The following is an 11,847-nucleotide window of genomic DNA, read 5'->3' on the forward strand; positions in this document are numbered from 1 at the left end:
CCCACCCTGCATCAATCTTGGTCACCCGTTGGTATTTCCGCTTGTCCGTCGGCCGCTGTTGCAATGCGCGCGGCGCATAACCGCAGTTCGTTCCGTGAGCGTGCCGCTTGGACACGGAGGTGTCCAGCCGGGCCACGTCGAGGAGGCAATGAACGTGAAGGTCAAGAAAATCCTGACAGCCGGGCTGGCTGTGCCGGTCGTGGCAGGTTCCCTGCTGCTGGCCGGTGGCCCGGCGGGTGCCGCGGGCACGGCATCCCAGCAGGCCCAGTCCGACTACACCGTGCTGGTCGCCGACGGCGCCAGCCGGGAAGCCGCCATCAGCGCGGTGCAGGCTGCCGGCGGCACCGTGACCAAGGAGAACGCCGCCATCGGCGCCCTGGTCGTGCGGGCCCCGCAGCAGGGCTTCATCACCCAGGTCGCCGCGAACAAGGACGTGGGCGGCGCGACCAGGGCGCGGCCGGTCGGCCAGGCGCCCAAGCAGAAGCTGGAGAAGGCCAAGCGGGACGCGGTGGAGAAGGAGTCCGCTGGCAAGCAGGCTCCCGAGGAGAAGAAGGCCCCGGCCGCCGTCGGCATGGACCCGATGGACGACGCGCTGTGGGGCCTGAAGATGCTCCGCTCCGACCTGGCTCGCTCAAAGCAGCCCGGCAGCAAGAAGGTCGCCGTCGGCATCCTGGACACCGGGATCGACGGCAGCCACCCGGACATCGCGCCGAACTTCTCCAAGGAGCTGTCCCGCAACTTCACCACGGACATCCCCTATGACGAGAACGGCGCCGTGGTCGACGGCGACTGCGAGTACCGCGGTTGCGTTGACCCCAACGACCACGACGACAGCGGCCACGGCACGCACGTCGCGGGCACCATCGGCGCGGCGGTCAACGGCTTCGGCGTCTCCGGCGTCGCGCCCGGCGTGACCCTGGTGAACATCCGCGGCGGGCAGGACAGCGGCTTCTTCTTCCTGCAGCCGGTCGTGGACGCGCTGACCTACGGCGCGGACGCGGGCCTGGACGTGATCAACATGTCCTTCTACGTCGACCCGTGGGCGTTCAACTGCGTGGCCAACCCGGCCGACACCCCCGAGCAGCAGCTCGAGCAGCGCACCACGATCAAGACGATCAACCGCGCGCTGAACTACGCGCACAACAAGGGCGTCACCCTGGTCGGCGCGCTCGGCAACAACCACGAGGACCTCGGCAAGCCGCGGACCGACAAGTCGAGCCCGAACTTCCCGGCCGGCAACACCCACGACCGCCCGATCGACAACGCGAGCTGCTTCGACCTGCCGGTCGAGGGCGCGCACACCATCGGCGTGTCCAGCCTCGGCCCGTCCGGCAAGAAGTCGGACTTCTCCAACTACGGCCTGGAGCAGATCTCGGTGGCCGCCCCCGGCGGTTACACCCGCGACTACTTCGGCACCCCGTGGTTCAGCACCAACGAGAACCGCATCCTGTCCTCGTACCCGAAGAACGTCCTGCAGGCGGAGAGCCTGGTGGACGCGGACGGCAACATCACGCCCGCGGGTGTGACGGCCGGGGTGAAGAAGTACGTGCAGGGCGACAAGGTCGGCTACTACCACTACCTGCAGGGGACCTCGATGGCCTCCCCGCACGCGGCCGGTGTGGCGGCCCTGATCGTGAGCCAGTACGGCAAGAACGACAAGAAGCACCCCGGCACCCTGACCCTGGCGCCGGACAAGGTGGAGAAGGTGCTCTACGGCACCGCGCAGAAGCGCCCCTGCCCGACCCCGCGGACGGTGGACTACCTGAAGGAGGGCCGGAGCGCGGAGTTCACGGCCACCTGTGAGGGGACCACGCAGTTCAACGGGTTCTACGGGCACGGGATCGTGGACGCGTGGAACGCGGTGACCCGCGGCGCGGAGTTCGCCAAGTAGTCACTGGGTTTTTCGGTCGCCCCGCGGATCCTCTGGGTCTGCGGGGCGATCGTCGTTTCGAGGCCGCCAAATGACCTGCAGCTCGGCGCGGTCATACAGCGGGCCGCCAAGAACAGTGGAATCAGCGCAGGTGATCTCCAGGCGGCGCAGGGCCTTCATCGCAAGGAGCGTGGCCACGTCAAGGTTCGCCGGGCTTCCGTTCGGATCGAGAATGAGGTACTCAAGCCGAGGCGCGGCTCTGAGCGGGGACAGATCGCTGATGTCCTCGATGCGACTCAGGCGGAGCATTCGCAGCTTGGGCAATGCGGGCAGCGTGCTCAGCTCGGTCGGCCCGGTCACGACGAGTTCGCGCACGCCAGGCGGGACATATCGCAGGTCGCCGCCCTTGGAAACGTACAGGCGCCGGAGCCCGCGCAGATGACGCAATGCCGGATCGACGTCTTGCACCAGCAGCACGGTCTGGTGTTCAGCGAGCACGACCCGCGCGTACTCGTCTCGGTCGAACCGGTCCCACGCCGCCAGCAGTTCGCGCCGGGCTGTTCCCTTGGCCTCGGCGAATCTGGCCAGTAGCGGTATCGCCTCGGGCAGTTCGGTCTCCGCGAGTGCTCTGATGGTCGCCACCATTTCCTTGTCCGTGCCGGGATTGGCGTTCGCGAGCAGGTCGAGGGCGAAGGCTCCGGCGGAGGCGAACACCCGGGCCTGGGTACGGGACTTCGGTGGCACCAGGTCGGCGGCTTGACGCTTGATCTCGGCACGCAGCTCGGCATTGAGGTCCGGGGCGGTTTCCAGGCAGGCGAGGGCGAGCAGTTGGAGATTGCGTTTGCCCTTGGTCGCGGTAAGGCCGGTGAGCAGGGCCTCGCGCTGGTGGCTGGAGGCGTGGCCGACGGCGAGGACGAAGACCTCGTGCCAGCTGGACGCGTTCTTCAGCAGCAGGTCGACGTCGTCGAAGTCCTGCATGGCCGAGCGGGCGGCCAGGTATTCCTGGAAGGTCCGGTGCACGAAGTCCACCCGGCCTTCCACCTGTTCGCGGAGCAGGCCGGAGCGAACCAGCAGGTGCCGGTAGACCTCTTCCGCTCCGGCTTGGACCTGGGCCATGGAATTCAGGCGACGGCCGAGATGCTCGATGGCCCGGTCGGTTTCGATGTCGCTGCGCTCATTGCGGATCAGCCAGTACGCGAGATCGCCCAGCAGCAGGGTTTTCTCCGTGCGGTTCAGGCCGGGTGGCGACGGAAGCCTGCGTTCGGCGTCTCGGCGTTCCAGCAGCATGTGCAGGGCGACCTCGTACAACTCCATCCGGTTGTCCGGCAGCGCGGCCCGGCGGTCCTTATGCAGCGCGCATAACAAGGCACACAGCAACGGGTAGCCCGCCAGGCGGCGGAGGTGGTTGCGGGTGTCCAACTGGGTGCGCAGGTTCTGGTGGTAGGACTCGATTTCCCTCTTGGCCTCGTCGTCGGCGCACATCGACTGCATGGCGGCGTGCCAGCGCTGCACGAAAGTGCGGACATCGGCCGGGGTCATCGGCTGGAGGTCCAGGCTCAGGAAGCCGTCGGTGGCCAGCCAGTCCGGTTGGGCGGCTCCCGGGCGGGAGGTGATCACCCAGCGGGCCTCGGGGAAGGACAGGGTCAGGTAGCGGAGCCAGTCGCGGGCCTCTTCACGACGGGTGGGGGCCAGCTCGTCCACGCCGTCGATCAGGACCACCGCGTGGCCGCCGCGGAGGTGTTGCTGCACCCAGCCCTTGGGCATCTCGTCGGCGATGTGCCTGCCGACCTCGTCCAGGAATCGTTCCGGGGTGGGCAGTTCCCGGTCGGCGTAGCGGCGCAGGGGGACGAAGAACGGGATGGTGTTGTTCCAGGCGGCCAGGGTGTCCGGGAAGTCGCGGCGGGCACTGCGCACGGCGATCCAGTGCAGCAGGGTGGTCTTGCCAAGGCCCGCCTCGCCGCGGATGAAGAGTTTGTTGCTCCTGGCCAGCAGTTCCTCGACCCTGGCCGGTCTGCCGTCCTCGGTGTCGGCGGTGAGGCTGATGTAGGCCACGCTGAGCGGGTAGCGCCTGCTGGCGTCGTCCAGGGTGACGCCGAAGAGTTCGACGTAGTCGAGTTTGCGGGCCACCTGCTGGCGGTAGTCGTAGTCGAAACCTGCGCCGCGGTCGCGCTGGGGCAGGCGGGCCAGCACCTCGCGGATGCCGTTGATGATCTCGGTGTCCCGCTTGAGCAACTCGGTCAGCGCGGCGGTGCTGAAGGTGGGCAGGCCGCGGGCGATCTCGATGACGTAACCGCAGGACTCCCGCAGCAGCAGCTCGTAGAGCACCTTGGCGTCGGTGGCGAGCAGGGCGTCGTGGCCGGGGGCCTGGCGGCGCAGCGCGCGGTCCAGGTGCCGGGCGTCCAGGTCGGCGGCGAAGAGGTCCTTGTCCACCAGGGCGGCCTGCTCGAAGGTGTCCTGGACGGCGAGCACCGCGGCGGTGCGCTCGTGCTCGGGCAGGCCGGCGAACTCGGTGTCGATGATGGGTTCGAGCCGGTCCACCACGGCCTCGGCGAAGGTCTCCACCATCCGGGCGAAACGGCGCTTGTCCCGCTGGCTGCCGAACCGCTCGGACACCAGGTCCACCGCGCTGGCGCCGACCTCGGCGGCGATCTTGTCGTCGGCCAGCCACAGCTTGGCTGCGGTGCGGACGGCGGCGGTGCCCAGTTTGAGCAGGGCGGTTTCGACCAACACCCGGTTCATTGAACACCGCTTGGCGACCCGCCGGGGCTGTCACCCTCCAGGGTCCGAAGTGGACTCTCGAGTGGCGGTCCGGCCGCGGGTTCGCTGTGGTCATGCCATGAGCGAGAACTTCTCGGTGATCCGGTCCCGGTCCCTTCGACTGTTCATGGCGCTGCTGGTGGCCTGCGGGGCGCTGGCACTGGCCCCGGTCGCCGCCGCCGCCACCGCGGAGTCCGGGGTCGCCACGGCCGAGCACGGGCCGAAGAAGAAGGCCAAGGTCAACACCAAGGCGAAGAAGCAGAACAAGGTCAAGAAGGGCGAGGAGTTCAGCATCGACGGCTCGCTGGAGGAGCTGGCAGGCGAGCGCTCGGCCGCCCTGTTCGGCTCGGTGATCCTGCAGTCGCAGACCACCGCGGGCCTGTGGGTGAACCTGGGCAGCCCGAGCCCCTGCCGCCCCAACGGCACGTTCACGCTGTCCCTGCGGGTGCAGACCTCGTTGACGCTGCGGGTGTTCGCGCCGGAGACCGATGTCTACGTGGCGGCCTCGTCCTCGGTGTTCGCGGTCATCGCCGTCTAGTCCGGTTCAGGGAGGCCACGGTGGAGTCGGGATCGGGGCCCTGACACCGACCCCACCGTGACCTCACACCGGAATCCGCCTGGCCAGGGGCAGCGCGTGAGCCTCGGCCAGGAGGTCTCCGGTGCTGGTGGGCGCGTCCACGCGTGCTGGCGCGGATGGTCAGTGCCGGGGCCCACCACTGTGTTGTCGTCCGGGACCGCCACGTCCCGCAAAAAAATCTTCCCGATTTCCCGCCGGTTGCCCGTACTTGTGCTGCGACCAGCCGAAACTCCGGAATTTCGGTCCGCCGCGACCGGCGTACTTGCCCTTGCCGATCAGTGGCTTGGCCTTGTCCTTGCCCGCCGCGGGCGGTGGCTTGCCCTCGCCGCCGGGGTGCGCGGGGGTCGCGGCGTCCGGCGGCGGCTGGACGGAGTTGGGCTGGGCCGGGTTGTTCTGGGTGGGATTGCTCTGGGTGGGGTTGTTCTGGGCGGTGTCGGGCTGGGCCGGGTTGACCGGGGTGATGCCGCTGATCGGGCCGGGGTCGGGCGAGATCGGTTTGGGCAGCTCGACCAGTGCCAGCGGGGGTGGTTCGGGGGCGGGGCCGATGCCCGGCAGGCTGGGCAGCACGGCCAGCGAGCCCAGGGCCAGCGGGACCGAGACCGCGGTCAGCGCGACCTTGACCCCGGCCAGTTTCCCTGCACCCAGCCAGCGCCAGAGTCCGCCTGCGGCCAGGCAGGCCGGGAGCACCGCGGCCGCGGCCAGCCTGCGCAGCAGCCTGCGGGCGCGGGTCAGGTGGGATTCCACCGAGCGGGCGCTCAGGCCCAGTTCGGCGGCGATCTGCTGGTGCGACAGGCCGGCGCCGGCGCGCTGCACCACCTCGCGGGTGGTGCTGGGCAGCTCGTCCAGTGCGGCGGCCATCCAGCGGGCCTGGTCCCGGTCGGCGATGGCCTCGGACGGGTCGCTGCCGGTGATCCGGGTCTGCGCGTCACTGCGGGCCAGCGCGGTCTGCTCACGTCGGCGGCGGCGCAGCTGGTCGACGAACCGCCTGCGGGAGACCGTGGTCAGCCAGGCCTCCGGGCGTTCCACCGGCGTGCGGTGCGCCCCGGCCAGCAGGTCGACCACCGCGTCCTGCACGCAGTCCTCGGCCTGTTCCTTGCTGGCGCCAGCGGCGCGGATGCGAACAACTGCCTGTCGGGTGGCGGCGGCAAGTCGCTCCTGGTCCATGCACAGCCCCCAGGTCGGCGCGATTTTGGAGCACGATCGTGACACACGCCCGCGCGGACCAGCCAGCGTCGTTATATGGCCTTAGTGATGATTTCTTCCAGTACGCAGTTGCGGGCCTGGTGCGGAACTCCGCACCAGGCCCGCGACGCGGGATATCTCAGGCGACCAGCTTGGCCGAGATGATCACGTTGTCCTGGTAGCTGTGCGCCGCCTTGTCGAAGGCGCCGCCGCAGGTGATCAGGCGCAGGATCGGGTCGGGGCTGTCGCCGTAGACCGCCTCGGTCGGGAACTCGTTCTTGGGCTTCTGTTCCTTGGTGGTCACGACGAACTTCACCTCCTTGCCGTCACTGCGCTTGACGAAGACCTCATCGCCGACGGCCAGCTCGTGCAGCTTGTAGAAGATGCCGGGCTGCTTGTTGCCGTCGACGTGGCCGAGGATGATCGCCGGGCCCTTGTCGCCGGGCACCGGGCTCATCCGGTACCAGGCGGCCTGCATCGGCTTGTCCGCCTTGGGCACCTCGAGCGACCCATCCGGGTTGATCGCGGTGCTGATCAGCGAGGACTGCGCGTTGAGCTTGGGAATGCGCACATCCGTCGGCTTGAGCTTGGTCTCGGCCGCCGCCGCTGCCGAGGTGCTGGTCTGCGGCGCGGGGTTCTGCGGGGTGGCGGGCTCGCCGCCGCCACACGCGCCCACCAGCAACGCGGTGGCCAGCAGGACGGTGGCCACGAGTCCGCGGCCACCGCCGCTCTTGGTCATCTGCATGCTCAGGCGGTGCCGCCGAAGCCGGTCTCCACGCCGCCGCGCGGGGTGAAGCCGATCTGCGAGTTCTTCTTGCCCTTGCCCGGCTTGCCCAGCACCGGGGTCTTGCCGCCGCCGGGCTTCTCCTCGCCGATCACGCGGAAGGAGAAGGTCAGCGTCTTGGCGCCGCACTTGGCGGTGATCTGGTACTCGCCCAGCTCGACACCGGCCTTGAGCTTGGCCAGCGCGACGTAGACGCGCGGGTCGACCTCGCTCTGGATGGCCTCGTCGATGGTGAGCGCGACCGAGCTGATGTCGGTCGGCTTACCGGCGGCGCAGCCCAGCACGATCGCGGCCTGGGTCGGGTCGTTCGGGTTGCTGACCAGGCCGAAGATCTGGTCCTGCCACGGCTTGCCACTCGGGTCCGGCTTCTCGCTGGTCGAGGTGGTCGGCCGGGTCGAGGAGGTCGACGTGGTCGGCTTGGGGCTGGAGGTGGTGCTGGTCACCGGGCTGGTGCTGGACGGCGAGGTCGTCGGCACCGAGCTGGAGGTGGTGGTGGCCGCCGCCGAGGAGGTGGTGCCGGGCGGGGTGGTCGGGGTGCTGGTCTGCGCGAGCGCCATCGGCGCGGCGACAACAGCCAGCACGGCCGCGCCGGCGACGGCGCGGGTCAACAGGCCCAAAGGCTTCTTCAAGGTATTCCCCAAAATGTGTACGCGCCCCCAGGCGCGATCCCAGTCCCCCCGGGAAGTCCGGTTGGGATGGCGTGAGCTTGCCCGAAGAGGCAGCTCAAGGTGTAACCGGAATGGGGTGAGAAAAAGCACCGGAAAGTGACGTAACGATCGACATCGGACAACCGATACACACTGTCGCAGACGTCGCCCGGCGTAGAATGGTCCGGTCGCGGTGTCCTCACTCACCGCGACCGGCGATGATCATTCTAGGCGCGGCTCCTGAGCGTGCGCTGAAGATACGCGTAGAACCCCGGCGAGGGGGTACTCGAGACCATGAGATCCGGTGCGGCGCAACAAGTTCCCACGGTGCGTGCACGGGTCGGCCGCCGGGTCGGGCGGACCCGCGGCCGGATCGGGCGCGCCTGGGCCTTCGCCTATTTCCTGCTCGGCCTCCAGGTGTTCACCCTCGCCCTGGGCACCCACGGTGACGCGGCCCTGCAGTACCTGGCACTGCTCGCGTTCAGCCTGTTCCTCTACGTGGTGCGGCATGAGCCCAGCGTGGCCAAGGTGGCGGGCGTGGTGGTGTTCTTCGCCGGGGCCCGGATGCTGGCCCTTGGCGAGAGCCACGCGGGCTGGCTGGTCGCGCTGGCCACCCTGGCCGGACTCACCGTGGCGCTGGTGCCGAACTGGCCGCAGCCGACCCCATGGGCGCGTTCGGCGGAGGCCCGCGGACCTGACGAAAGTCAGGGGTAACCGCTGCCGATCGCGCACTGTGGAGAGCGGGGTGCGCTACCTAACTTTCGGTAGGTGTCCCTGATACCCGACGTGAGCATCGACCTCTACCGCGCAGTCACCGGTTTCGCCGCGAGTACCCCGGAATGGGTGCGTACGGCAGTCGAATTCGGCACCGACGGCGGCCTTTTCGTATTCGGCGCCTTCTTCCTGATCCTGTTCTGGCGGGCCCGCGACCGCACGCCGGCCGCACTGGCCACCGCGCTCGCGGTGCCGCTGGCGGTGGTGGGCGGCTACCTGCTCTCCGAGGTGCTCAAGCTGATCGTGCAGGAGGAACGGCCCTGCCGAGCGGTCACCGGCGCCGCGGTGCTGACGCACTGCCCGCCGGTGGGCGACTGGTCCTTCCCCAGCAACCACGCCACCCTGGCCGCCGCCTCGGCCGCCGCGCTGGCCTACGTGTGGCGGCGCACCGCGCTGTGGCTGCTGCCGCTGGCGGTGCTGATGGCCTACTCGCGGGTGTTCCTCGGCGTGCACTACCCGCACGACGTGCTGGCCGGGTTCCTGCTCGGCCTGGTGTTCGCGCCCGCGCTGGCCTTCCTGGGCATCCAGCTGCTGGAACCGGTGCTGGCGCGCTGGGTTCAGTCCAGGCCGCGGACCAGTCCGGCCTCGTAGGCCAGGATCGCCGCCTGCACCCGGTTGCGCACGCCGAGCCTGCTCAGGATGGTGCTGACGTAGGCCTTCACGGTGCCCTCGACCAGGTGCAGGCGGCGGGCGATCTCGGCGTTGGACAGGCCGCCGCCGAGGAAGGCCAGCACCTCCCGCTCGCGTTCGGTGAGCCTGCCGGTCTGCTCCCTGGCGGCCGCGCCGCGGGCCATCAGGCCGCCGCTGAGTTCGGTGAGCACCCGGTGCGCCACCTTGGGCGAGAGGTAGGCCGCGCCCTCGGCCACCGCGCGCACCCCGGCGATCAGCTCCCGAGGGTCGCCTGCCTTGAGCAGGAAGCCGCTGGCCCCGTCGCCGAGCGCACGGGCGATGTAGGCGTCCTCGGAGAAGGTGGTGAGCATGACCACCGCGGTCGCCGGGACCAGGCGGCGGATCTCGGCGCAGGCGGCCAGTCCGTCCAGCTTGGGCATCCGGATGTCCAGCAGCACCACGTCCGGCCGCAGCTCGCGCACCCGCTCCACGGCCGCCTGCCCGTCCGCCGCCTCGCCGACCACCTCGATCTCGGGGTCGACGGCCAGGATGGCCCGGACCCCGGCCCGGATCACCGCCTCGTCGTCGGCCAGCACCACTCGGATCACCGCAGCCCCCGTGGGATCACGTACTTGAGGATCAACGTCTCGCCCGCGAAGCAGAGCTGGTGCACGTCGACCTGGTTGAACACGCCGGTCGAGGAACGGTAGTACGCGCAGCGCACCCCCGCCTCCGGCCGCAGCCCCAGCTCGGACGGTGGGTCGGCCATCTCGTAGCGCGGCAGCACCTCGGCCAGTTCGGCCCTGGTCTGGCCGGTCCGCAGCTCGGCGAACGGGCCGGGTTTGAGCACCGAGTTGACCGTGATGAACAGGTAGACCGCGAGCACGCCCAGCACCAGCACGATGCCGGCGCCGACCGGGATGAACACCGCGGCGAGCAGTCCGCGCCAGACCCGGCGCTGGGCCTTGGCCAGCTGACTGGCCGACTCCGAGCGTTCGGGCGGATCCGCTTGCGGGGCAACGGATCTGCTCCGGTGTGGCAGCCGGGCGGCCACCCGGAACCCACGCTGGTGCGGCCCGGCCTCCAGGCTGCCGCCGAGCAGCCGGACCCGTTCCCGCAGCCCGAGCAGGCCGCGCTGCCCTGAGGCCAGTCCGGTGCCGGGCTGCCGAGGCTGCTCGTTGACCACGGACACCGCGGTCTCGCCCGCGCCGTGCTCGACCCGCACGGTGACCAATGCGCCGGGGGCGTGCTTGGTGGCGTTGGTCAGCGCCTCCTGCACCACCCGGTAGAGCGCGCGGTCCACCATTGGCGGCAGGGTGGCCGTGCCGGTGCTCACCAGGTCGATGGCCATGCCGGAGGCGCGGGCGCGGTCGACCAGCTCGGCGACCTGCTCGCCGACCGGCTCCAGCGGCACCGGATCGGTCTCATCGCGCAGCACGCCGATGATGTCGCGCAGGGATTCGGTGGCCGCGGTGGCGGTGGCCCGCAGTTCCCCGGCCGCGGTGCGCTGCCGCTCACCCAGGTCGGGCGCGATCTCCAGGGCGCCCGCGCGCAGGGCGATCAGGCTCAGTTCGTGGCCGAGTGAGTCGTGCATGTCCTGGGCGATCCGGGCCCGCTCGCGCAGCCGGGCCCGGTCGGCCAGGATCCGCTGCTGGCTCTCCAGTTCCTCGGCCCGCCGCCAGCCGGCGGAGACCAGCTCCTGGTAGAGCCGCCAGCAGCGGCCGGCCAGCACCGGGAAGATCACCGCGAACAGCAGCACGTAGACGCCGGTGAACAGCTCGCCGACCGGCTGGGTGGCCAGGGTCAGGCCGAGCGCGGCGAGGGTGACCGCACCGGCCAGCCAGAGCAGCGGCGGCGGTCCGCGGTGCGGGCGGCGGCCGGCCAGGAAGCTGAGCGCGGTGAGCGGGAAGACGAAGTAGAGCAGCCAGGCGGTGCCCAGCAGGGCCAGCGCCAGGCCGAGGGCCGGGCTGATCCGGCTGACGAACACGGCCACCCCGACCAGCAGCACCAGGCCGGCCACCACCGGCCAGAACCACGGACTGGTCAGGGGAAGCTGCAGGCCACCGACGGTGACCAGGCTGAACGCCAGCCACAGCGACAGGTCGAGCAGCAACGTCGACCGGGTCCAGCGAGAGCGCACGAGCGCGAGGCTACGCAGCCGGGCCTTGGGCCGGGTACTGCCGAAAGTCAAGGAGCGGCTGGCCTCGCGGACACCCACTGTGCCAGCATCGACACACAGTGCGACCGCCAGCCTTGGGAGAGCCATGCCGGAACCAGTCCTCGCCGACGTCGCCGCCGCGCTGGCCACCGGCGGATACGCCGGGCTGTACGAGCTGGTCAAGGTGCGCTTCGAGGTCGACCGGAAGGCCAAGCGGGCACTGGCGGAGGCCGACGGCGCACCCGAGGACTCGCCGCGGGTGCTCGAACTGACCGCCGCGCTGGCCAGGATCGTCGCGGCGGATCCGGCGTTCCGGGCGAAACTGCGCGGGGAGTGGGACAAGGTGGACGTGTCCCAGCACGCCGAGACCGGCGGGGTGGTGAACCACATCTCCGGCAAGGTCACCGGGAACGTGGTGCAGGCCAGGGACATCCACGGCGACATCCGGTTCTGAGGCCGTAAGATCGCCGCTCGTGGCTGCGCAGCGGT

11 protein-coding genes are annotated in these 11,847 nt (G+C 70.2%); 5 read left to right on the forward strand and 6 right to left on the reverse strand.

Annotated elements, in window-relative coordinates; translation table 11 throughout:
- Positions 1 to 148: 148 nt before the first annotated feature.
- On the forward strand, positions 149 to 1,891 hold the full coding sequence (locus HNR67_RS03550) for a S8 family serine peptidase (RefSeq protein WP_185000690.1): 1,743 nt from the start codon (positions 149 to 151) through the stop codon (positions 1,889 to 1,891).
- Here HNR67_RS03550 and HNR67_RS03555 read toward each other — a convergent pair whose 3' ends face one another.
- Positions 1,892 to 4,600 (reverse strand): NACHT domain-containing protein, encoded by a 2,709-nt coding sequence (locus HNR67_RS03555; RefSeq protein WP_185000691.1) that lies wholly within the window; start codon positions 4,598 to 4,600, stop codon positions 1,892 to 1,894.
- Between the two features lie 106 nt (positions 4,601 to 4,706).
- Here HNR67_RS03555 and HNR67_RS03560 point away from each other — a divergent pair, with 106 nt between their 5' ends.
- Positions 4,707 to 5,165 (forward strand): hypothetical protein, encoded by a 459-nt coding sequence (locus HNR67_RS03560; RefSeq protein WP_185000692.1) that lies wholly within the window; start codon positions 4,707 to 4,709, stop codon positions 5,163 to 5,165.
- Positions 5,166 to 5,324: 159 nt separating this feature from the next.
- Here HNR67_RS03560 and HNR67_RS03565 read toward each other — a convergent pair whose 3' ends face one another.
- The 3 genes from HNR67_RS03565 to HNR67_RS03575 all read right to left on the reverse strand — a co-directional run bounded on the left by HNR67_RS03565 (position 5,325) and on the right by HNR67_RS03575 (position 7,799).
- Positions 5,325 to 6,368: an RNA polymerase sigma factor gene (locus tag HNR67_RS03565; protein ID WP_185000693.1), complete on the reverse strand. Its 1,044-nt coding sequence runs from the start codon at positions 6,366 to 6,368 to the stop codon at positions 5,325 to 5,327.
- 157 nt (positions 6,369 to 6,525) lie between these two features.
- Positions 6,526 to 7,131 (reverse strand): class F sortase, encoded by a 606-nt coding sequence (locus HNR67_RS03570; protein ID WP_246492454.1) that lies wholly within the window; start codon positions 7,129 to 7,131, stop codon positions 6,526 to 6,528.
- A gap of 2 nt (positions 7,132 to 7,133) precedes the next feature.
- Complete coding sequence (locus tag HNR67_RS03575) at positions 7,134 to 7,799, reverse strand: hypothetical protein (protein ID WP_185000694.1); 666 nt, start codon at positions 7,797 to 7,799, stop codon at positions 7,134 to 7,136.
- 345 nt (positions 7,800 to 8,144) lie between these two features.
- Here HNR67_RS03575 and HNR67_RS03580 point away from each other — a divergent pair, with 345 nt between their 5' ends.
- On the forward strand, positions 8,145 to 8,531 hold the full coding sequence (locus HNR67_RS03580) for a hypothetical protein (protein WP_185000695.1): 387 nt from the start codon (positions 8,145 to 8,147) through the stop codon (positions 8,529 to 8,531).
- Between the two features lie 54 nt (positions 8,532 to 8,585).
- On the forward strand, positions 8,586 to 9,182 hold the full coding sequence (locus HNR67_RS03585) for a phosphatase PAP2 family protein (protein WP_185000696.1): 597 nt from the start codon (positions 8,586 to 8,588) through the stop codon (positions 9,180 to 9,182).
- Here the strand turns inward: HNR67_RS03585 and HNR67_RS03590 are convergent.
- On the reverse strand, positions 9,149 to 9,808 hold the full coding sequence (locus HNR67_RS03590; protein ID WP_185000697.1) for a response regulator transcription factor: 660 nt from the start codon (positions 9,806 to 9,808) through the stop codon (positions 9,149 to 9,151). The two genes, HNR67_RS03585 and HNR67_RS03590, sit on opposite strands and share 34 nt — an antisense overlap.
- Positions 9,805 to 11,340: a sensor histidine kinase gene (locus HNR67_RS45525; protein ID WP_185000698.1), complete on the reverse strand. Its 1,536-nt coding sequence runs from the start codon at positions 11,338 to 11,340 to the stop codon at positions 9,805 to 9,807. Before HNR67_RS45525 ends, HNR67_RS03590 begins: the two co-directional genes overlap by 4 nt.
- Positions 11,341 to 11,464: 124 nt before the next feature.
- Between HNR67_RS45525 and HNR67_RS03600 the strand changes: the two genes are divergently transcribed.
- The gene (locus HNR67_RS03600; protein WP_185000699.1) at positions 11,465 to 11,812 is read left to right on the forward strand and encodes a hypothetical protein; all 348 of its coding nucleotides are present in this window, start codon (positions 11,465 to 11,467) and stop codon (positions 11,810 to 11,812) included.
- The last annotated feature ends 35 nt before the right edge of the window (positions 11,813 to 11,847 follow it).

It is taken from the genome of Crossiella cryophila, from assembly GCF_014204915.1.
GTDB classification, from domain to species: domain Bacteria; phylum Actinomycetota; class Actinomycetes; order Mycobacteriales; family Pseudonocardiaceae; genus Crossiella; species Crossiella cryophila.

What these genes read in the sequence shown, in the direction of transcription:
- HNR67_RS03550 (WP_185000690.1), top strand. Translation starts at nt 149, where the DNA reads ATGAACGTGAAGGTCAAGAAAATCCTGACAGCCGGGCTGGCTGTGCCG.
- HNR67_RS03560 (WP_185000692.1), top strand. Translation starts at nt 4,707, where the DNA reads ATGAGCGAGAACTTCTCGGTGATCCGGTCCCGGTCCCTTCGACTGTTC.
- HNR67_RS03565 (WP_185000693.1), bottom strand. Translation starts at nt 6,368, where the DNA reads ATGGACCAGGAGCGACTTGCCGCCGCCACCCGACAGGCAGTTGTTCGC.
- HNR67_RS03570 (WP_246492454.1), bottom strand. Translation starts at nt 7,131, where the DNA reads ATGCAGATGACCAAGAGCGGCGGTGGCCGCGGACTCGTGGCCACCGTC.
- HNR67_RS03600 (WP_185000699.1), top strand. Translation starts at nt 11,465, where the DNA reads ATGCCGGAACCAGTCCTCGCCGACGTCGCCGCCGCGCTGGCCACCGGC.